Origin of the sequence: Arthrobacter pascens, from assembly GCF_030816475.1 — a bacterium.
In the GTDB taxonomy this organism is placed as follows: Bacteria; Actinomycetota; Actinomycetes; order Actinomycetales; family Micrococcaceae; genus Arthrobacter; species Arthrobacter pascens_B.
Genome location: NZ_JAUSXF010000001.1, coordinates 3,886,001 through 3,905,043 on the forward strand (window position 1 = coordinate 3,886,001; position 19,043 = coordinate 3,905,043).

Below are 19,043 nucleotides of genomic sequence, written 5' to 3' on the forward strand. Positions count from 1 at the left end.
CTGTCCGGGGTACCAGACGCTCCCCGGCTTCCAAATCGGGTGGCAAGCTGGCAGGGTGTCGCTACTTGGTGGGCCGGCCGTGGATCCGGACGGAGAGCTCGTCGGCGACCTTCTGCACCCGGGCTGCGAGCGCGGGCCATTCATCAGCCGGCAGCTTGTCCTCCAGGAACGTCACGGCGACTGCCGCCGTCGGCCATCCCACGTGGTCCGTGACGGCGGCGGCGATGGAGCCAAAGCCAGGCGTGACTTCGCCGTGCTCGGTGGCGTAACCGCGCTGCCGGACGCGGTCCAGATGAGAGGACAGCGCGGAATACTTCATGATGGCGCCTTCCACCTCATGCCGTGACGTGAAGGCGGCGGCGTTCGGATACAGCGCCCGGACCTGTGACTTGGGCAGGGCGGCAAGGATGGCCCGGCCGCTCGCTGTCAGGTGGCTGGGGAGCCGGACCCCGACGTCGGTGACCAGGGAGGGGCGGTTCTTGGCCCTTTCCTCCACGATGTAGAGGACGTCGCGGCCGTGGAGCACCGCCAGGTGCGCGCTCTCGCCGATCACATCCACCAGGGACGCCAGCAGCGGCCGGCCCAGGCGGGACAACGGCTCCTGCCGCGAATAGGCCGAACTCAGTTCAAAGGCGCTGATGCCCAGGCCATACCGCTGCTCCTCATGGAGATGGAGCACAAAACCGTTTGCCTCCATCACCCCCAGGAGGTGGTAGACGCTTGAGCGCGGCAGGCCCAGTGCCGTGGCAATGCTCGACGCCGCCATCGGCCCCCGCTTCGAGGCCAGCAGTTTGAGGATTCGCAGGGTGTTTTCAGCGGCCGGGACCTTGGACGCCAGCTTCGTAGGCGGCTTCATTGGCGGAAGGGAGGCAGCCCTCGCCGCACCGGGGGCAGCCGAGCCGCCCGGGTTGTTCATGATGGCTGAGCTTGGCATTTTCCTCTTCGCTTCATTGAGGTGTCCGGCATCCGATACTTAAGGATGCACCCCGATAGCCAAGGAAGAGTCTAACTTTGGGAGCTACTGTCTGTTATTCCAGACAGAGCCCAGTTGCACACAGGCTGGCCGTTCAGAACGTTCAGTCTCGTTCAGACTGTCCGGTCGCGTTCAGCTGGCGCTGAGCTCCTCGGCCAAAGCCGGGGCCTCAAGAGTGGCCGGGGCGAGCCTTGAGAGCATCTTGGCACTCGCGGCTTCGACGAATCCGGCGAACAGCGCCCTTTCGTCCGCCAGCTGCTCCGGATGCCACTGCACGCCCAGGCAAAAGCGGTGGCCGGGGTATTCGATGGCTTCAACCACCTGGTCTTCGCTCCAGGCCGTGGCAATCAGCCCATCGCCGAGCCGGTCCACGGCCTGATGGTGCGACACCGGGACGGCATCGAGTGAAGCTCTGCCGAGAAGTGCTCCGAGCTGGGAATCCGGCCGGATCTCCACCTGGATGCCGTTGAACCGGTGCCCGCCCAGCTGATAATTGCCGTTGCCCACGACATCGGGAAGATGCTGGTGGAGTGTTCCGCCCAAAGTGACGTTGAGCAGCTGCTCGCCACGGCAAATGCAGAGAAGCGGAACGTTCTGCCGGAGGGCCTCGATGATGAGGGCCTGTTCCCATTGATCGCGTTCCGGCTTGGGCTGGTTTGTTTCCGGATGCGGCGCCTGGCCATAGAGCCCCGGATCCACGTCCCAGCCTCCGGGGATCAACAGACCGTCCAGCCTGCTCACGAGGTGCTCTATCAGGTTCCCGACGGGCGGCTGCGGGGGAAGCAGGACGGGCACGCCTCCCGCTTCAAGAATCGGCGTCAGGTATGTCTCGGGGAGGAACGCGGCGCGCACGGTGCCGCAACCATCGGTTACTGCCTTTTCCAGATAGGTGGTCAGCCCGATGATCGGCTTGATCGCAGCGTCGTCGTGCACGTTCATGCGGGTCCTTCCGGGGAGCGTCTTATGCCAAGGCTACGAACCGGATGTGTACACCGTGTTTCGTCATCGTCACTTTTGCGTGTCTTTTGGGTCCTGGACTTTGGGCCACGCCGCGGAAGGAACGGCAGGAACAACACTGAAACGCCGGTTGGCCAGCACCGGCATGAGGCAACAAGCGCCACTGCCTGCCGGAGCCTTCATCCCCCGGATAATGGTCCTCATGCAACCTGAATGGAGCCCGCGCATCAGCTGGGCCGACCTGCCCGGTCACGTGCAGGCAGGAATCGAACAGATTCTCGGCGCGCCGGTGGTGGGGGCGACCGGCCAGCAGGGCGGGTTCTCCCCGGGCACTGCAGACAGGGTGGTCACGGCCACCGGACGCAGAGCCTTTGTCAAGGCGGTGGGTGTGCACCAGAATGAGCATTCGCCGGCAATCCATCGGAAAGAGGCAGCCATCGCGGCGGCGCTGCCTGACGGCATTCCCGCCCCGTCGCTGCTCGGAACGTTCGACGACGGAACCTGGGTTGCGCTGGTCCTCACCGACGTGGAGGGAAGGCACCCCCACACCCCTTGGGAGCCCCCGGAAGTGTCACTCGTCCTGGATGCCTTGCAGGAACTATCGCGCACCCCCGTCCCACGCGGGCTTGAACATTTACCGAGGCTTGAACATGAGCTAGCCGAGGCGTTCCAAGGGTGGGCCCGGATTCGGGCGGTTCCGCCTGAGCATTGCGATCCCTGGATCCTCGGGAATCTCGACATTCTGGAGCGGCTGGCCGAATCCGGGTTGGAGGACCTGGCCGGGGAATCCCTGGTGCATACTGACATCCGGGCGGACAACGTCCTCATCACCGCCGGCAACGGGGCGATTCTGGTGGACTGGCCCTGGGCATGCATCGGCTCGTCCTGGATCGACGCCCTGGCCGTGCTGATCAACGTCAGGGTTTTCTCCCCCACCTTCGACGTCGACTCCCTGCTGCGGTCCCATGCTGTTTTTGCGTCAGCCAGCGCTGCCGGTGTTGACCGTGTTCTGTCAGGATTGGCCGCGTACTTTACCGATGCAGCCAGGCAGCCGCCGCCACCGGGGTTGCCTACAGTCCGGGCGTTTCAGCGCGCACAGGGCGAGGCTGTAGTCCGCTGGCTCCGGGAGCGGCTTTCCGATCCGGAGGCCGGCTCTTCAGCACGAGATTCCATGTAGCCGTACCAGGCGTTGTCTAGAGTGCGCGCCGTGGACGAAACCCGTCGGGGGCGGGACAGCTCGGGCCAAGCTGAACGCTATGGCCCGGTTAATGCTCCGACTGTTCGACTAGCGCCGGCCGCGTCGCCGAGGCCAAGACCTGTTGTGGGCAGTGGGGTGGTTCCCAGTTTTGTTGTTCGCTTTGGTAGTGGCGTCCGGTGGGTGAGGTCCAGCCTGGTGGTTTGTTTTTGGTGGCCTGGGTTGGTTTCCACGCGGTGGTGTGTCGGAGTTTGTGGTGTTTGCGGCAGGGCTGGCCAAGGTTGCTGATGCCAGTGGTTCCGCCTTTGTGCCAGGCGAGGAGGTGGTCTGCTTCGTTGTCCAGCGAGTGGTTGTTGCAGCCAGGGAACGGGCATTTTCCGTCCCGCATTCGGAGCCATTGCCGCATGGCTGTGGGGATGCGGTAGCTGGTGCGGCCGATTTCCAGGGGTGCGCCGTCGCGGGGGTCGGTCAGGACCCGGTGGAACGAGTCGGCGCCGTCGGCAACGAGCCTGCGGGCCATTGAAGCAGGGATGGGGCCGTAGCCGTCCAGGGTGGCGGGTTCATCAGTGAGGCCCATGAGCGCGAACACCGGGACGGTGATGAGGACCTGGGCCTTAGGTGATGGCACCCCGCCGGTGGTAGTAGTGCCGGCGGCCATAGCTCCGGTGGTGGCTGTCGTGCTGCCGGTAATTGTGGCCGTGTTGCCCGTGCCGGTGCCAGTGTCTTCGAGGAGCCAGGCCGCTACGGTGTCCGCGCGGAGCTGGGTGAGGGTCCTGCCCTCGTCCGGGCCTTGCAGGGCGCGGGCGGCGGTGGTGGTCCGGTCCCAGATCCCGGCCGCGGTGTCGGCGGGCAGGTAGGCGGAGAGCCAGGCCATGCCGTCCCGGTCCGGGGCGTACTCAACCCGCCGGTCCAGGATGCCTTTAGAGTGGCGTTTTTCGATGCTGACAGGATGGTGACGCTCCCGCCAGGTGCGGGCTTTGGCCCGGAACCGGGACGGGACCAGCTCCCCGGCCGGACAGCTCCGCGCACCGCCGAGTTTCTCAGGGTCCAGGAAGTGAGCTTCCAGCGCAGCCGCGCCAGCGGGGTCAAGGCTCGTGGTTTCATCGACCATGACCCGGGCGTGCTGCCATGAAATTGACCCGTCCTGCAGTGCAGCCAGCGTCCGGGGCAGGGTGGTGGTCAGTTCGCGGGATTGGGCCAGCAGGGCACTAGCGGATCGTTCGCTCACGGTCAGGACACAAGCGACCTCCGCGACCACGGCCATCTCCCGGGCGGTGTGCTCCTGGGGTGATGCGGGCGGCGGCGCCACGGCCTGGGTTGCTTGCTCAAAACCCCTGGCCAACAAAACCTTCAGCCCAGCCAGCTGGGCTTCGGCCCGGGCCACCGCGCCCAGCCCGTCCAGACAGGCATCCGCCTGGTCCCGCAAAGGGTCAGTGCCGGCGGAGCCCGAACTATCCGTGGCGCGGCGGACAAGAACAGCAAGCGCAGCGAAGGTAGCCCCAAAGGCCTCCAACGACTCCTTTGCTGCTCTGCTTTCCATACCAAAGCATGCCAGCAGCCACTGACAATTACGCCGGCGCTGGTCGTGCATCCGATCCCGCCTTTGATCCGAGCCAGTCCGCCGAGCCCAGCCAGGCAGTCAAAGCATTTGGCGCAGAACGTCGGCCTCACACGCACAACATTCAACGAAGGCAAGGCCCTCTTCGCCCCGGCCGGAGGCAGGAAGCGTTAAATCCTGATGACGACCTTCCCCCGGGCGCGACCCTCGTGCATGTAGGTGATGGCGGCCGGAGCCTCGGCCAGAGGAAAGATCCTGTCCACGGCCGGTGTCACGGTACCGGCCTCGATCATGGACGCAAGATACTCAAGATCGCGGTGGTTCTCCCCCGCCACGAGTCCTTTGAGCTTCTGCCCCGTCCACGGCGCGAGGAGGGCCGCCCGCAGTGACCGCTCGAACCCGCCGGTCAGTTGTCCGCCGCCTTCACCGCCGACGATGACAAGGGTCCCTTTGGGCGCAAGAGCCCTCCGCAGCACTGAAAGCGGCCGGTTGCCGGCGGTGTCCAGAATAACGTCATAGCGCCGGCCAGCGGCAGCGAAATCTTCCTGGCGGTAGTCGATGACCCGGTCAGCCCCCAGCGACCGGACCAGGTCCAGCTTTGCCGTGCTGCACACGCCGGTGACTTCTGCGCCAAAAGCCTTGGCCAGCTGGACCGCAAAGGAACCCACACCTCCTGCTGCGCCGATCACGAGGACGCTTTGCCCGGGCGAAACCTGAGCGCTGTCGCGGATACCCTGGAGCGCGGTGCTGCCGGAAATGGGGACAGCAGCAGCCTGTTCGAAGCTGAGGTTCGCTGGCTTCAGGGCCATCCTGCCCTCCTTGGCACAGGCGTACTCGGCGAACGATCCTTCGCAGGTGCCGTAAACCTCGTCGCCGGGCTGGAATCGCGTCACACCGTTACCCACGGCCTCGACGACGCCAGCGACGTCCCGGCCCCGCACCGGCACCTTGGGCTTCTTCAGTCCGTATCCAAAGATCCTGACCAGATAAGGCAGCCCCGCCATGAGGTGCCAGACGCCCTGGTCGACGCCGGCCGCGTGGACCCTGATGAGCACCTCACCGTCTCCGGGAACGGGCTTGTCGATGTCCCGGAGCTCGAGAACGTCCGCGGACCCGTACACGTCCTGCACGACAGCTTTCATGATGCGTCTCCTTCATGGTTCGGAAATTGGAATACTTCCTCCAGCGGCACCCGAAGGGCATGGGCTATCTGGAAGGCCATCTCCAGGGAGGGCGAATACCGTCCCTGTTCGATGGCGATGACCGTCTGGCGGGTCACGCCCACGCGCTCCGCCAGCTCGGCCTGGGTCATTTCGCCGCGTTCGAACCGCAGGCGGCGGATGGAGTTGGTTACCTGCGTAGGTTTCACCACGGCTGGAACCCCCTGCGGTAGGCGACAATCTTTGCCACCGAGCCCAGGATTGCGGAGAGAACGAAGGCGAGATAGATGACGTTGGCGATCCAGAAATAGTCCAGCTCCGCCATAGCCATCAGCAGCGCGGACACTCCGCCAATGACCACGAACGACTGGCCGGTGTACTCGCCAAACCGGTAGATCTCCTTGTCCCGCTGGTCCTTCTTGCCCGCATCCTGCGGCGAGGAAATGCCCAGGACGGCGTGCAGCGCAATCGACACCGCAATCGACGCACCCACCGTCCACAGCAACGGGGCCACATAGGCGACTTCCGTGACCGGTCTGGTGCCGGCCAGGCCCAGGATGACGGCGACGTAAACGCTGTAGGACGCCGCCGCCACCACCCCCATGACCCACGCGCTCTTTTCCTCAAAGGACATTTTCCACTCCTGGACCACGCAACCATGTAAAACAAACTTGACACTGCAAACGTAAAGAATCTTTGACACCATGTCAAGAGTCTTAGACCACACAGAGAACCAGCCGGAGGATTCCGACTCCAGTCTGAGATGAAAGACACCAGAGTCCCGTGAGGCTCATCACGTCGGCCGGCCAAGTGGTCTGCTGGTTAGCGATCCCCCTCCCAACGACGAGAAGGTATTCGCATGCAGCAAACAGAAACTGCCGCCAGGCAAGAGAAAATGTCGACGGCACACCAGCCGGCCTCCGTCGGAAGTGTCCTCAATCGGGGACTGAACGTCCGCCATATACGCTTTATGGCACTCGGCTCGGCCATCGGCACGGGCCTGTTCTATGGCTCGGCGTCCGCCATCCAGAAAGCAGGCCCTGCCGTGCTTTTCGCCTACATCATCGGCGGAGCGGCTGTGTTCCTGGTGATGCGCGCGCTCGGCGAAATGGCGGTGCGGCACCCTGTTTCCGGCTCGTTCGGCCAGTACGCCAGCCGCTACCTCGGTCCGCTGGCAGGCTTTGTGACCGGCTGGACCTACGTTTTTGAAATGGCCATAGTGGCGATCGCCGACGTCACAGCCTTCAGCATCTATATGGGCTTTTGGTTCCCCCAGGTGGACCGCTGGATCTGGACTCTCGCCATCATCTTTTTCCTGGCCGCCCTGAACCTGCTCAGCGTCAAAGTGTTCGGCGAATTGGAGTTCTGGTTCTCCCTGATCAAGGTGGTGGCAATCATCTCGATGATCGTCGGAGGCGCCGCCATCATCGCGTTCGGCTTTCAGGCAGGGGGCTCAACAGTTGCGCCTGGACTGGGCAACCTGGTGGAGCACGGCGGAATGTTCCCCCACGGCTTCGAAGGCCTGCTCGCCTCGTTTGCCGTGGTGATGTTCGCGTTTGGCGGGATCGAAACCATCGGCATCACCGCGGGTGAGGCAGCCGATCCGAAGAAGGTCATCCCGCAGGCAGTGAACACGGTTCCGGTACGCGTCCTGCTGTTCTACGTGCTGACCCTTGGTGTGCTGATGAGCCTGTTCCCCTGGAATGAGATCGGCAGCAACGGCAGCCCCTTCGTCCAGATCTTCAGCGGCCTGGGGATTCCCGCCGCACCGCACATCCTCAACGCCGTGGTGATCACGGCCGCACTTTCCGCCATCAACAGCGATATCTTCGGCGCCGGACGCATCCTGTTCGGTCTGGCGAAGCAGGGCCACGCGCCGGCAGCCTTCGGCCGGGTATCACGCCACGGAGTCCCGTGGATGACCGTGGTGATGATGGCCGGCATCCTGCTGGTGGGCGTGGTCCTGAACGCCGTGATCCCTGAGGACGTCTTTGTGCTCATCGCTTCGATCGCCACCTTCGCCACGGTGTGGGTCTGGGTGATGATCCTGGCCTCCCATGTGGCGATGAAGCGGGAGATCGTACGGAAGAGCCTGCCGCCGTCGGACTTCCCGTCCCCGTGGTGGCCTGCGGCGTCCGTCCTGGCCATCGCCTTCATGGCGATGGTCATTGTGATCCTGGGCGTTTTCGACGACACCCGGGTGGCGCTCTACGTCGGCGCTGGCTGGCTTGCCGTGCTAGTCCTCGCCTATCAGCTCTGGGTAAGGGGGAACGGACGACGCCGGGCCGAACTGACGGACGAAACGTCACCGGTGCCGGTGGTCACGTGTGTGGCAGCGGGCGCTAAGTCCCGCGTGTAACCACAAGCGGTTGAACCAGTGCCGTCCGGGCCCTCCGGGAGCTAAGATCAGGCATGGTTCCACTCTCCAACCTCTTGGCGTTTGCGCTCGCATCCGTGGTGCTGATAGCAATCCCGGGGCCCAGTGTCCTATTCGTGATCGGACGTTCCCTGGCCCTTGGATGGAAGGGTGGCGTGCTGACCGTACTGGGCAATGCAGCCGGGCAACTGGTGCAGGTGGCCGCGGTCGCGCTCGGAGTGGGCATTGTGGTGGCACATTCCGTCATCCTGTTCAGCCTGGTCAAGCTGGCAGGCGCCGCCTACCTGGTCTATCTCGGCATCAAAGCCATCCGGCACCGGCGCCGCCATTCCCTTGCCGAGCGCCGGCCAAAGGATTCCTCGCCCCGACGACTGATGGGAGAGGGACTGGTTGTGGGTGTAACCAACCCCAAGTCCGTGGTGTTCTTCGTTGCCGTGCTGCCGCAATTTGTGGACTACCCGTCCGGGGCCATACCCTTCCAGCTCGCGCTGCTGGGTGCTGTATTCCTGCTGATCGCTATCGTTTCGGACAGTCTCTGGGCCGTAGCCGCAGGTTCAGCCCGCGAATGGTTCGTCCGGTCCCCCGGCCGGATTTCAGCGGTGGAGGCGACGGGTGGAGCTTTGATGATCGGCATCGGCGGGACCCTTGCCCTGACCGGCAGCAAGTCCTAGTAGCCTGCCCGGACAGGCAGGCAACCAGGACTCCCCGAGCTGCTTAGCCCGCGGCAACTGCCGAGCGGACGGCCACCGGCATCGGCGTTGCGGGCCGGCCGATCAGCGTGCGGAGGTCGGAACCGCTGACCAGGAGGTCGCCGCGGGCGATGCCGAGGTCGGAATCGGCCAGGATGTCGGCGAAGGCCTGCGGAACCCCGAATCCGGCGAGGAGTCCGGCGTAGTCCTCGGCCGGAAGATCCTGGTACGCCACGGGCTTGCCGGCCGCAGCGCTGATTTCCCGGGCCAGCTCGGCGAGCGTAAAGGCGTGGTCACCGCCGAGTTCATAGACCCTGCCGGCCTGGTTGTCGGCAATAAGGACGGCCGCGGCGGCTTCGGCATAGTCCGCGCGGGACGCAGCGCTGACTTTGCCGTCGCCGGCGCTTCCGGCGAGGGCACCCTGGGCCAGCGTTCCCGGCAGCTGGTCGGTGTAGTTTTCGAGGTACCAGCCATTGCGAAGGAGAGCGAACGGGATGCCGGACTCCTTCAGGATGGCCTCCGTTGCCTGGTGTTCGGCGGCCAGCTTCATGCCGGTGGTGTCGGCGTTGGCGATGCTGGTATAGGCAACCAGCTCCACGCCTTCCGCCTTGGCTGCCTCAATCACCGTACGGTGCTGGTCAACGCGCTGGCCAACCTCGCTGCCGGAAATGAGGAGCACCTTGCGGGCACCTTTCAGCGCGTTCGCCACGGAAGCAGCGTCCGAATAGTCCATCGGCTTGACCTGCACGCCGCGGGACTGGAAGTCGGCGAGCTTTTCTAGGGAACGGCCCGTGGCCACAATCTCCGCTGCCGGGACGTTGCGCTGGAGCAGGGCCTCGACGACGTGGCGGCCAAGCTGTCCGGTTGCTCCGGTAATGACGATGCTCATGGGCGTTTCCTTTCACTATTTTGTCAGGGTCACCCCTCATAACCAGCCTTCGGCCGGTTTACTTCCTAAAGGAGAGTACGCACTTCTAAGTAAGGTACTGACCCTTTGGTAAGATTTGGCCATGGAGGCGAATCTTCTGGCAGCCCATCTGCCCACTCAGTTACCGCCGGACCTGGCCGACGGCGTCTTTCCGGCCGGGTGCCCCAGCCGGACGGTTCTGGACCACATCACCAGCAAATGGGGGGTGCTCATCCTTGTGGCTCTCTCCGAAGGTGAGCACCGCTGGAGCGAACTCCGGCGACGAGCCGAGGGCATCAGCGAGAAAATGCTGGCACAGACCCTCAAGACCCTGGAACGCGACGGCCTTGTGCTGCGGACTGCCCGGCCGGTGATTCCGCCACACGTGGACTACAGCCTGACGGAGCGCGGCTACGAACTGACCGCGCTGCTGGTTCCCCTGGTCGCCTGGGCCTACGACAACGCTGGTGACATCCTCAACGGCTGGCGCTGACCAAAAACAGGTAGTGACCCTCCGCAAAAACGAGTACATGTTATTGATGTGACTGGTGTGACTTTCGCCTACTCTTGAGGTCAGGTGCCAGCCGGGATAGGAGGACCATCCTCAGCTGGAGCGTTCCCGGCACCCGCACCGATGTGAGCGGCCCCGCCGCTTTCAAGGAGTGGTTCGCATGGTGAAAGCACATGTCCAGGACCTGGCCAGCATGGGGCAGCCGGTTCGACTATCCTCCCTCGTTGTCAGGGCCTGGAACCAGGTCCTGGCGGCCCTCCGTCCGGGCTGCCCCTATCAGGTGGGAGATGCCGTGGTGGGAGAGGATCCGTTCAACGGCCGGCACGAGGGCATCGTGATGTCCCGCCGGAGTTCGTTTGTGGAACTCGGAACAGCTGCCGGTGTCTTCTACTACGACCACCGGCAGCTCAGGCGACAGGACTAGCCCTGCAGGACGTGAGGAAGCGTCCGTCCGAACCCTGCAGGACGTGAGGAAGCGTCCGGCCGAACCCTGCAGGACGTGAGGAAGCGTCGGGAGTTACCGCGCGGACCAGCCGCCGTCCATGGTGTAGCTGGCCCCGGTCACCATGCCTGCGTGGTCCGAGGCCAGCCAGGCCACCAGCGAGGCCACCTCCTCCGGCTCCACGAGGCGCTTGATGGCTGACTCGGTGAGCATGACCCTGGCAAGGACCTCCGACTCCGGTATCCCGTGCACCAGGGCCTGGTCCGTGATCTGCTTCTCCACAAGTGCGGTACGTACGTAGCCCGGGTTGATGCAGTTGGATGTGACTCCGTGTTCCCCGCCCTCCAGCGCCGTGACCTTGCTCAGCCCTTCGAGGCCATGCTTCGCGGAAACATATGCGCTCTTGAACGGGGAGGCCCGGAGTCCGTGCACCGAGGACAGGTTGATGATGCGGCCGAACCCGTTGGCATACATGTGCGGCAGCGCGGCCCGGATGAGCAGGAACGGCGCCTCCAGCATGAGGGAAATGATCCGGCGGAAGTCGGCAGGATCGAATTCCTCCAGGGGACTGATCCGCTGGATCCCGGCGTTGTTCACCAGGATGTCGCAGTCCAGGCTCAGGGTGGCGAGCCTGTCCACGTCCAGCAGGTCAACGGCCCAGGCCGTGCCGCCCACTTCATCAGCCAGCGCCGCCGCACCGGCGGAGTCGACGTCGGCCACTACTACCTTGGCGCCCCGGGAAGCGAGCTCCCGGACGCACGCGGCCCCGATCCCGCTCGCTCCGCCGGTCACGAGGGCCTTGCGCCCGTTCAATTCGTGTTCCATTGCTGTTCCCCTCGTGTGCTTACCCGACAAAGGTTCCAACGGCTCAAGCAGCTCAGCGTGAGCCGGCTGGCAGGAGTCCTTCGCGGGCGGCGTCGGCCTTGTCCACGTCCTCCAGGGCGATGCCCTTGGTCTCCTTCAGGCTCAGCACCGCTGCCGTGGTGATGGCACAGGCCACCAGCAGGTAGATGGCTGTGGGCAGCCATGAACCTGTGTCCTTCAGCCACTGGGTGGCGAGGAGGGGAGCGAGGGAACCGGCGAAGATGGACGTCACCTGTGAACCCAGCGAGACGCCCGAATAGCGCATTCTGGTGGGGAACAGCTCCGCCATGATGGCCGGCTGGCCGGCGTACATGAAGGCGTGCAGGCACAGGCCGATGGTCACGGCCAGCACAATCACCACGGGGTTGCGCGTGTCGAACATCGGGAAGGCGAAGAACGGCCAGGCAGCACCGGCTATCGCACCGAACAGGTACACGGGTTTCCGTCCCACGTTGTCCACGAGCCGTCCCACCTGCGGGATGACCAGGAAATGGATGACGTGCGCGATCAGGAGCGCCAGCAGGAGCGAGGAGGTGTCGTACTTGTGCACGCTCTTGAGGTAGACGATGGCGAAGCTGACCACCAGGTAGTACATGATGTTCTCCGCGAAGCGCAGACCCATCGCCTGCAGGATGCCTTTGGGGTACTTGCGCACCACCTCGAAGACGCCGTAACTGACAGCCTGCTCCTTTTCCACCAGGGCCTTGGCCTCCAGGAAAATCGGAGCCTCCGTGACGTGGGTGCGGATGTAGTAGCCAACGAACACGATCACCGCGGAGAGCCAGAACGCCACCCGCCAGCCCCAGCCAAGGAAGGCTTCCGGGCTCAGGGAAGTGGACATGATGAACAGCACCAGAGTGGCAAGCAGGTTACCCACGGGCACGGCGGCCTGGGGCCAGCTGGACCAGAATCCGCGGGTCTTGTTGGGGCTGTGTTCGGCCACCAGGAGCACGGCACCGCCCCATTCACCGCCCAAGGCGAAGCCCTGGATGAAGCGGAGGGCCACAAGCAACGCGGGGGCCAGGTAACCGATGTCGGCAAAGCCCGGGAGACAGCCCATCAGGAAGGTGGCCACGCCCACGATGACGATGGTCAGCTGCAGCGTTGGTTTCCGGCCCAGCTTGTCGCCGATCTGGCCGAACACGATCCCGCCAAGGGGGCGTGCCACGAAGCCCACAGCGTAGGTGAGGAACGCCTGGATGACGCCATCCAGGTCGTTGCCCGTGGCCGGGAAGAAGTACTTTCCGAACACCAGGGTCGCGGCCGTGGCGTAGAGGAAGAATTCATACCATTCCACCACTGTGCCCACCATGGAGGCGGCCACAATCTTCTTCAGTCCGGATCCCTTGGGTGCGGATCCCGCGGCGTTGTTTGCCGAGCGCTGCTCTACGCTCATGAGTTTCTCCTTAGTGTCCACATTGACACGTGCTGTGATCCACAGCACTAATGGCTCCCCTGAGTATTGCTGCACAAACATGCGCATTCAATAACCAAAACGGCACCGCTTGTGTGCACAATTGCAGATATGAAGCCCCATCCCGATGACCTGTTGGTTCTGCTCGCGGTGTCCCGCTCGGCAAAATTTACGACGGCGGCCCAGGCTTTGGGGCTGAACCACACCACCGTCTCACGCCGGATAGCAGCACTTGAGAAGGCGCTGGGCGGCCGTGTCCTGGCCAGGGCGGCCGGCGGCTGGGAGCTCACCGAGCTGGGCACGGAGGCCGTCCGCGTTGCCGAGCAGGTGGAGGCGGCAGTGAGCGGGCTGGGACCGGGGGGAAAGGCACCCGACCCGATTGCCGGCGTCGTCCGCATGACGGCGACCGACGGCTTCAGCGCCTACATTGCGGCGCCGGCCGTGGCGGGCCTGCGGAGGCAGCATCCGGGACTCAGCGTGGAAGTGGTGACCATGACCCGGCGTGCACTCCAGCAGCGCTCCGGGCTGGACATCGAAGTGGTGGTGGGCGTGCCCCAGGTTCACCGGGCCGAGGCCATCAGGCTGGGCGAATACATGCTCGGGATGTACGCGTCGCGTTCCTACCTGGCCGAGAACGGAACCCCGGCCACCGTGGCGGAACTGACTGAGCACCCGCTGGTCTACTTCGTGGATTCCATGCTGCAGGTTGACGACCTCGACGCTCCAAGGCGGCTCGTGCCGGCCATGCGTGACGGGCTCACGTCCACGAACGTGTTTGTCCATGTGGAGGCCACCCGGGCTGGTGCGGGCATCGGCTTCCTGCCCTGCTTCATGGGCGACCTCCACGACGACCTGGTCCGGCTGCTCCCCGCCGACTTCGCCGAACTGCTCCCCTACTGGATGGTGCTGCGGCAGGATTCCATGCGCCGCCCTGCCGTGGCCGCCGTCGTGCAGGCACTCCGGGACCGGATGGCGGAGCACCGCGAGGCGCTGCTGGGCCGGGGCAAAACCCCGTCGATTGTTCCGTAGGGGCGCCGTTTTGGAGCCCGAAAAGGGCCGCTACGGAGCAATCGATGGGCTGGCGGGAGACGGGGTGGCGGGGTCGTGCCGGACCGGGGAGCCGGCCGCGAAGGCACGCACCTGGGCGTCATTCCAGAGATGCGCCGGAACAGCGCCGCCCAGGAGCCGTCGGGCCAGCTGGGGATCGCCGTCGAGCGGCAGATCGCTGCCGGCCATCACCATGTTCCCGTACCGCCGGCCCTTGAGCATGGCCGGATCCGCGATGATGACCGTGTGCTCGAAGGAGGCCGCGATGGTGGCCGCATCCTCACGCGCGTTCCTAAGGTCCGGCGCGTCGCCCGAATTGACCACGTAGATGCCTCCGGGCGCCAGGACCCGGCGGACGTGGTCATTGAATTCCCGGGTAGTGAGCGGCCGGGGAGTCAGCGCTCCGGCAAAGACGTCCCGGATGATGAAGTCCCGGGTTTCCGGCGTGAGCGTCTCTGTGACCTCGCGGGCCTCCCCCACCCGGATCCTGAGCAGCGGAGCCTTGGGCAGATCGAACCAGCCGCGCACATACCCTGCGAGCTTTCCGTCGAGCTCCACCACCACCTGCCGCGCATCAGGGTAGGCGGAGTGGAAGTAGCGGGCCAGGGAGCAGGCGCCGCCCCCCAGATGCAGTCCCCGCAGGCGGGCCGGTTCCGCGGACTTCGGCCTGCTTCCGGCAGAGCCCGACGGCGGCCAGCGCGATTCGATGAGGGCAGCCATCCAGCGCATGTATTCAAAATCCAGGAAGAGCGGATCGGCGAGGTCGATGTGAGAGCTCATGACGCCGTTGATTTTCAGGAGCCAGCCGTTGGAATTGTCCTGGTCCGCGATCAGCTCGCAGTCGCCGGTGTCGATGTAGTAGACGCCCTCCACCGGCCCGTCCGGCCGGGTGCCGCTGGCCACCTCCACCACTCCGGCCACCGGGCGCAGGCTGTTCCGCGCAGCCGACCTGCCGCGCTTCGCCACTAGTTGCACCAGGCTTCAGTCATGGTTCAACCCTAGTTCACGCTAACTGGCCGGGGATGCCTCTTCGCCCGCCCTGATCCGCTTGACCACTGCCGTGGTGGAGCGTTCGGCAACGTAATCCAGAATGGCCACCCGTCCGCCGTAGTCCTCCACTGCCGGCGTCTCCTCCAGCATCTCTGGGGTGTAGTCCCCGCCCTTGGCATATACCTCGGGCCGGAGCTGCCGGATCAGTGGAGTGGCGGTGGGAGTGTCAAACACCGTCACGTAGTCAACGCAGCTCAGCGCGGCGATCACGGCGGCCCGGTCCGCCACAGCGTTTATTGGCCTTCCCGGCCCCTTGATCCTGCGCACTGATTCGTCGCTATTGAGTGCCACCACCAGGATGTCACCCAGCTGTTTGGCCTGGTTCAGATATCGGGTGTGGCCGCTGTGCAGGACGTCGAAGCAGCCGTTGGTCAGCACGATGCGCTGGCCCTGCGCCCGGTGCATCTCTACCTGGCGTTCCAGTTCCTCCGCACTAAGCGCCATGTCCGCGAAGCTCTCCAGGTAGCGGCTCAGCTGGATTGTGCTGCAGACGGACGTCCCCGGCTGGTGTACCACCACGTCCGCGGCGGCCTGCGCCAGGTCCAGGCTGGTGGCCAGCGGCAGACCGGCGGACCTGGCCAGGGTCAGGGCGGCTACAAAGGTGTCGCCTGCGCCGGACGCCTGCTTTTCCGCGGCGGGCCGTGCCCAGGTCCGGTGAGAGCCACCGTCCGCAGAGAAGAGCAGCGTGCCGTCCCGGTCCAGCGTGACCACCACCGCCCGGGCACCCGTAGCCTCCAGCAGCGCGTCCCGGTACCGGGTGACCGCCTCGACCCTCCCCGCGCCGGCGGTCAGGCGCAGGTCCAGCATCCCGGCGGCTTCCTGGGCGTTCGGGGTGACCAGATCAGGACGCAGCATGGCCCACGGGCGCGGGTCATGGGCATCGATCACCGTCAGCGGGCGCGGAGCTATCGTGCCACGGGCGCCTGCTGACACTGCGCCGCCGGCGACGCCGGCCGATTCCCGCGCTGCGAGCGCCTCGCGGAGGCTTCGGCGTACCGGGTCAGCCAGGACTCCGGTCCCGTAGTCGCAGACCATCACCGCGTCCTGATGTTCGACGGCGGCCCGGACTGACGCGGCCAGCGCTTCCAACGCCTCTCCCGGGACAGTCGTGGCGGCATCATCAATCCGCAGCAACACCTGTCCGCCGCTGCTGATACGGGTTTTGGTAGTGGTGACCATAGCCGGATGATCGTGCAGGTGGGTGACGTTTATGCCCGCCTCCACGAGCTTCTTCCGAAGCATCACGCCAGCGTCATCCGTGCCGATGATGCCTGCCACCGAAACCTGCGCCCCCAGTGCCGCCAGGTTCATGGCCGTGTTGGCCGCGCCGCCGGGTGCGTAGTCCCGGGTGGTCACGTCCACAACGGGCGCCGGCGCCTCCCGGCACATGCGCTCGATGTTTCCGTTCCACCAGCCGTCCAGCATGACGTCGCCGATTACCAGGACAGCGGGGCTTTCGGCGGCCAGCCGCCTCGGCAGCCATTCTGACAATGCTCGCTGGCCGCTGAGGTCTCCCTGCGCGGAAGGCTGCTGCTGACTCATTGCTGCTCCTGCCCGGGGTCCTGCTGTGACTGGGCATGTGCGGGCGGCGCGGCATTTTCGGATGGCATGGCATATGCGGGCGGCGCGGCGACGTGGACCACCTTCACGCGGGTGAATTCATCCAGCAGCTCCGGTCCGTAGCCAAAGCCGTGACCGCTCTCGCCCCGCGGCTGGGCAGCCCCGCCGGGTGCGCCGCCGAAAACCTCGTTGATCTTCACGGTCCCGACCGGGAGGGCAGCGATGGCCTGCTGGGCATGGGCGATGGTTCCGGTGAGCACTGTGGCCGCCAGGCCGTACCGGCCGCTGGCCGCACGTTTCAGGCCGTCGTCGAAGCTTTCCACCACCTGCACCGGCGCCACCGGGCCAAAGGTCTCTTCCGTCATCACCTGCATGCTGTCGGTGCAACCCAACAGTACGGTGGCGGGATAGAACGCGCCCGGCCCGTCAGGAACCCGGCCGCCTTCCACGGCGTGCGCCCCGAGCTCCACTGCCTGGGCCACCTGGGCGTGGACGGACTCCCGCAGCCGGGTGTCCACCAGCGGGGCCACGCTTCCGTCGGCATTGCGGAGCGCTGCCTCGGCCTCCAGCGCAGCACAGAATTCAGTGGCAATTGCCTTGTGGACGTAGATGCGTTCCACTGACGTGCAGATCTGGCCGCTGTTGCTGAAGGCCCCGATGGCCGCCTGCTCTGCGGCCCAGGCAGGATCAACGTCACGGTCCACCAGGAGGGGATCGTTGCCGCCGTTCTCGCGGATGACGTGCGCGCCGCTGCGGACAGCCGTCTCGGCTATCCGCGCCCCGGAAACGCTCGAACCAACATGGGCGACGACATCCGCACCTGCCTGGGTCAGCAGGGTCCCCACGCCGGCCCCGCCGGAGACACTGAGGAGAACGCCTGGCGGAAAGGACGGCGCCAGTACTTCTCCGAGGAATTCGCCGAGGCGGGGGCAGCGCTCACTGGGCTTGTGGACCACGGTGTTGCCCGTCACCAATGCCGCCCCGATCAGCCCGCAGGCGACTGCAACGGGATCGTTCCAGGGGGTCAGGACGACTGCGACGCCACGTGGTTCGGCCACGGTGTAGTCAGATGCGAACGGATTGCCCCGAAGGCTGTGCCCGCGGTGCACCGGTCCCAGTTCGGCGTATTGCTCCAGTGTGGAGACCCCGGCGGCTATCCCGGCCAGCGCCTCCTCCACCGGGCGTCCTGTTTCGCTGCTGTTGAGCCTGGCCAGTACAGGGGCAGCGGCCGCGAGGGCCCGCGCCGCGGCTCTCAGACACGTTCCCCGCTCGGCGGGCGCAGTTAGGGACCACCCGGCTGCGGCATTTCGAGCGGCCTCGACGGCGTGACTCACCGCCGCGGGCTCCGTTTCCACGACCGTCCACAGGGTATCCCCGGTGCGGGGATCCCTGATGGTTATGGTCGCCGGACCGTCTCCACTGTCCGTAGTAGCTGGCAGGGCGGCCGTCGTTGTCGTAGCAGTCGTATGCATGGAAGTCCTTCCGTACGCAATTCTCCTGTGCTGTTCCCTACGCCTTGCCCTGTACCCTTGGCTCCTGGATTTACACCGGATCCTTTAGGGCCAGGAGCCTTCCTCCTCGTGGCAGATCAGCATTTCCCGTACCTCGCAGCCCGTTGGCTGGGACAGTACGAAAAGGATGGCCTGGGCCACGTTGCCCGGGTTGTTGAGCCGGGAATCGTCCTGGGGCTTGTACTGCTCAGTTCGGTCATCAAAGAAATGCGTCTTCATGCCGCCGGGAATCATCGTGGTCACGCCGATCTCCCCTCCGGTCTCCGCCGCCAGGGCATGGCTGAAGCCCACTACGCCGAACTTCGAGGCGCAGTACGCTGTGGCATCGGCCACAGCCCTCTTACCCAGGGTGGAAGCAACTGTCACCACCCGCCCGTGGGTGGTCTTCAGGTAAGGCAGGGCGGCCCTGACCACGGAAACCGTGCCCATCAGGTTGACGCCGATCACCTTCTCCCACTCATCGGCGGCCACGTCGGCGAGCTTGCCGCACCGGTCGATCCCCGCCGCGGTGACCACGGCATCGAGCCCGCCGAGGGACTCCGCCGCCTCCCGGACGGCTTGTTCCACCATCAGACGGTCCGAAACGTCCACTTCGAACGCCTTCACGGCGGCGACGCTGCTGATATCGCGGTCCAGAACCACCGGCGTGCCGCCGGCCTTAAGGACGGCGTCGACGACGGCGGCGCCCAGTCCGGAGGCACCTCCGGTGACCAGCACCCGGCCGGGCCACGACGCCGAAGCGTTCGTCTGTGTGTTCGGCCCGGTGTTTGTCCCGGTCCTCGCCTCGGTGCTCGTCTCTGTGTGCGTCACAGTTTCTGCGTTCATGCT

The 19,043-nt window shown here is 65.4% G+C and carries 19 protein-coding genes; 6 read left to right on the forward strand and 13 right to left on the reverse strand.

Going from position 1 to position 19,043, the window contains the following annotated elements; all coding sequences use genetic code 11:
* Nucleotides 1-61: 61 nt before the first annotated feature.
* Together QFZ40_RS17780 and QFZ40_RS17785 are read right to left on the reverse strand one after the other, a co-directional pair.
* On the reverse strand, nucleotides 62-856 hold the full coding sequence (locus QFZ40_RS17780; protein WP_306906988.1) for an IclR family transcriptional regulator: 795 nt from the start codon (nucleotides 854-856) through the stop codon (nucleotides 62-64).
* Nucleotides 857-1,105: 249 nt separating this feature from the next.
* A complete protein-coding gene (locus tag QFZ40_RS17785) occupies nucleotides 1,106-1,912 on the reverse strand; it encodes a gamma-glutamyl-gamma-aminobutyrate hydrolase family protein (RefSeq protein ID WP_306905981.1) in 807 nt (268 codons plus the stop codon).
* A 220-nt stretch (nucleotides 1,913-2,132) separates the two neighbouring features.
* Here QFZ40_RS17785 and QFZ40_RS17790 point away from each other — a divergent pair, with 220 nt between their 5' ends.
* Nucleotides 2,133-3,107, forward strand: a complete 975-nt coding sequence (locus tag QFZ40_RS17790; RefSeq protein ID WP_306905982.1) for a phosphotransferase — start codon at nucleotides 2,133-2,135, stop codon at nucleotides 3,105-3,107.
* An 88-nt stretch (nucleotides 3,108-3,195) separates the two neighbouring features.
* Here QFZ40_RS17790 and QFZ40_RS17795 read toward each other — a convergent pair whose 3' ends face one another.
* The 4 genes from QFZ40_RS17795 to QFZ40_RS17810 form a co-directional block, all read right to left on the reverse strand.
* Entirely contained in the window at nucleotides 3,196-4,665 is a 1,470-nt protein-coding gene (locus tag QFZ40_RS17795; protein ID WP_306905984.1) for an HNH endonuclease signature motif containing protein, read from the reverse strand.
* Nucleotides 4,666-4,853: 188 nt separating this feature from the next.
* The gene (locus tag QFZ40_RS17800) at nucleotides 4,854-5,825 is read right to left on the reverse strand and encodes an NAD(P)-dependent alcohol dehydrogenase (RefSeq protein WP_306905986.1); all 972 of its coding nucleotides are present in this window, start codon (nucleotides 5,823-5,825) and stop codon (nucleotides 4,854-4,856) included.
* A complete protein-coding gene (locus QFZ40_RS17805; protein WP_306905987.1) occupies nucleotides 5,822-6,055 on the reverse strand; it encodes a helix-turn-helix transcriptional regulator in 234 nt (77 codons plus the stop codon). Before QFZ40_RS17805 ends, QFZ40_RS17800 begins: the two co-directional genes overlap by 4 nt.
* The gene (locus tag QFZ40_RS17810; protein WP_306905988.1) at nucleotides 6,049-6,477 is read right to left on the reverse strand and encodes a hypothetical protein; all 429 of its coding nucleotides are present in this window, start codon (nucleotides 6,475-6,477) and stop codon (nucleotides 6,049-6,051) included. The genes QFZ40_RS17805 and QFZ40_RS17810 overlap by 7 nt, the downstream gene beginning before the upstream one ends.
* A gap of 225 nt (nucleotides 6,478-6,702) precedes the next feature.
* On the opposite strand from QFZ40_RS17810, the gene QFZ40_RS17815 reads away from it, so the two are divergent.
* A complete protein-coding gene (locus QFZ40_RS17815) occupies nucleotides 6,703-8,202 on the forward strand; it encodes an amino acid permease (RefSeq protein WP_373427448.1) in 1,500 nt (499 codons plus the stop codon).
* A gap of 53 nt (nucleotides 8,203-8,255) precedes the next feature.
* On the forward strand, nucleotides 8,256-8,891 hold the full coding sequence (locus QFZ40_RS17820) for a LysE family translocator (protein ID WP_306905989.1): 636 nt from the start codon (nucleotides 8,256-8,258) through the stop codon (nucleotides 8,889-8,891).
* A gap of 43 nt (nucleotides 8,892-8,934) precedes the next feature.
* Here QFZ40_RS17820 and QFZ40_RS17825 read toward each other — a convergent pair whose 3' ends face one another.
* Nucleotides 8,935-9,798: an SDR family oxidoreductase gene (locus QFZ40_RS17825; protein WP_306905990.1), complete on the reverse strand. Its 864-nt coding sequence runs from the start codon at nucleotides 9,796-9,798 to the stop codon at nucleotides 8,935-8,937.
* A 121-nt stretch (nucleotides 9,799-9,919) separates the two neighbouring features.
* Here QFZ40_RS17825 and QFZ40_RS17830 point away from each other — a divergent pair, with 121 nt between their 5' ends.
* Nucleotides 9,920-10,309 (forward strand): winged helix-turn-helix transcriptional regulator, encoded by a 390-nt coding sequence (locus QFZ40_RS17830; protein ID WP_306905991.1) that lies wholly within the window; start codon nucleotides 9,920-9,922, stop codon nucleotides 10,307-10,309.
* Between the two features lie 178 nt (nucleotides 10,310-10,487).
* Nucleotides 10,488-10,751 carry a hypothetical protein gene (locus QFZ40_RS17835; RefSeq protein WP_306905992.1) on the forward strand — a complete coding sequence of 88 codons (264 nt, stop codon included), beginning with the start codon at nucleotides 10,488-10,490 and terminating at the stop codon, nucleotides 10,749-10,751.
* Nucleotides 10,752-10,844: 93 nt separating this feature from the next.
* On the opposite strand, the gene QFZ40_RS17840 is transcribed toward QFZ40_RS17835, so the two are convergent.
* Nucleotides 10,845-11,594 carry a 3-hydroxybutyrate dehydrogenase gene (locus QFZ40_RS17840; RefSeq protein ID WP_306905993.1) on the reverse strand — a complete coding sequence of 250 codons (750 nt, stop codon included), beginning with the start codon at nucleotides 11,592-11,594 and terminating at the stop codon, nucleotides 10,845-10,847.
* Nucleotides 11,595-11,646: 52 nt separating this feature from the next.
* The gene (locus QFZ40_RS17845) at nucleotides 11,647-13,029 is read right to left on the reverse strand and encodes an MFS transporter (RefSeq protein WP_306905995.1); all 1,383 of its coding nucleotides are present in this window, start codon (nucleotides 13,027-13,029) and stop codon (nucleotides 11,647-11,649) included.
* Between the two features lie 129 nt (nucleotides 13,030-13,158).
* Here QFZ40_RS17845 and QFZ40_RS17850 point away from each other — a divergent pair, with 129 nt between their 5' ends.
* Nucleotides 13,159-14,076 carry a LysR family transcriptional regulator gene (locus QFZ40_RS17850; RefSeq protein WP_306905997.1) on the forward strand — a complete coding sequence of 306 codons (918 nt, stop codon included), beginning with the start codon at nucleotides 13,159-13,161 and terminating at the stop codon, nucleotides 14,074-14,076.
* Nucleotides 14,077-14,106: 30 nt separating this feature from the next.
* Here QFZ40_RS17850 and QFZ40_RS17855 read toward each other — a convergent pair whose 3' ends face one another.
* From QFZ40_RS17855 to QFZ40_RS17870, 4 genes are all read right to left on the reverse strand, one after another.
* Nucleotides 14,107-15,060: a spermidine synthase gene (locus QFZ40_RS17855; RefSeq protein ID WP_306905998.1), complete on the reverse strand. Its 954-nt coding sequence runs from the start codon at nucleotides 15,058-15,060 to the stop codon at nucleotides 14,107-14,109.
* Between the two features lie 42 nt (nucleotides 15,061-15,102).
* Entirely contained in the window at nucleotides 15,103-16,686 is a 1,584-nt protein-coding gene (gene rfaE2 / locus QFZ40_RS17860) for a D-glycero-beta-D-manno-heptose 1-phosphate adenylyltransferase (RefSeq protein WP_306905999.1), read from the reverse strand.
* On the reverse strand, nucleotides 16,683-18,176 hold the full coding sequence (locus tag QFZ40_RS17865) for an aldehyde dehydrogenase family protein (RefSeq protein ID WP_306906000.1): 1,494 nt from the start codon (nucleotides 18,174-18,176) through the stop codon (nucleotides 16,683-16,685). The genes rfaE2 and QFZ40_RS17865 overlap by 4 nt, the downstream gene beginning before the upstream one ends.
* Nucleotides 18,177-18,260: 84 nt before the next feature.
* A complete protein-coding gene (locus QFZ40_RS17870) occupies nucleotides 18,261-19,040 on the reverse strand; it encodes an SDR family oxidoreductase (RefSeq protein ID WP_306906001.1) in 780 nt (259 codons plus the stop codon).
* Between the last annotated feature and the right edge of the window lie 3 nt (nucleotides 19,041-19,043).

Coding starts and splice junctions, on each gene's coding strand:
- QFZ40_RS17795 (WP_306905984.1), bottom strand. CDS start 4,665: ATGGAAAGCAGAGCAGCAAAGGAGTCGTTGGAGGCCTTTGGGGCTACC.
- QFZ40_RS17820 (WP_306905989.1), top strand. CDS start 8,256: ATGGTTCCACTCTCCAACCTCTTGGCGTTTGCGCTCGCATCCGTGGTG.
- QFZ40_RS17835 (WP_306905992.1), top strand. CDS start 10,488: ATGGTGAAAGCACATGTCCAGGACCTGGCCAGCATGGGGCAGCCGGTT.
- rfaE2 (WP_306905999.1), bottom strand. CDS start 16,686: ATGAGTCAGCAGCAGCCTTCCGCGCAGGGAGACCTCAGCGGCCAGCGA.
- QFZ40_RS17810 (WP_306905988.1), bottom strand. CDS start 6,477: ATGTCCTTTGAGGAAAAGAGCGCGTGGGTCATGGGGGTGGTGGCGGCG.
- QFZ40_RS17825 (WP_306905990.1), bottom strand. CDS start 9,798: ATGAGCATCGTCATTACCGGAGCAACCGGACAGCTTGGCCGCCACGTC.
- QFZ40_RS17845 (WP_306905995.1), bottom strand. CDS start 13,029: ATGAGCGTAGAGCAGCGCTCGGCAAACAACGCCGCGGGATCCGCACCC.
- QFZ40_RS17815 (WP_373427448.1), top strand. CDS start 6,703: ATGCAGCAAACAGAAACTGCCGCCAGGCAAGAGAAAATGTCGACGGCA.
- QFZ40_RS17870 (WP_306906001.1), bottom strand. CDS start 19,040: ATGAACGCAGAAACTGTGACGCACACAGAGACGAGCACCGAGGCGAGG.
- QFZ40_RS17800 (WP_306905986.1), bottom strand. CDS start 5,825: ATGAAAGCTGTCGTGCAGGACGTGTACGGGTCCGCGGACGTTCTCGAG.
- QFZ40_RS17780 (WP_306906988.1), bottom strand. CDS start 856: ATGAAGCCGCCTACGAAGCTGGCGTCCAAGGTCCCGGCCGCTGAAAAC.
- QFZ40_RS17850 (WP_306905997.1), top strand. CDS start 13,159: ATGAAGCCCCATCCCGATGACCTGTTGGTTCTGCTCGCGGTGTCCCGC.
- QFZ40_RS17790 (WP_306905982.1), top strand. CDS start 2,133: ATGCAACCTGAATGGAGCCCGCGCATCAGCTGGGCCGACCTGCCCGGT.
- QFZ40_RS17865 (WP_306906000.1), bottom strand. CDS start 18,176: ATGCATACGACTGCTACGACAACGACGGCCGCCCTGCCAGCTACTACG.
- QFZ40_RS17785 (WP_306905981.1), bottom strand. CDS start 1,912: ATGAACGTGCACGACGACGCTGCGATCAAGCCGATCATCGGGCTGACC.
- QFZ40_RS17830 (WP_306905991.1), top strand. CDS start 9,920: ATGGAGGCGAATCTTCTGGCAGCCCATCTGCCCACTCAGTTACCGCCG.
- QFZ40_RS17840 (WP_306905993.1), bottom strand. CDS start 11,594: ATGGAACACGAATTGAACGGGCGCAAGGCCCTCGTGACCGGCGGAGCG.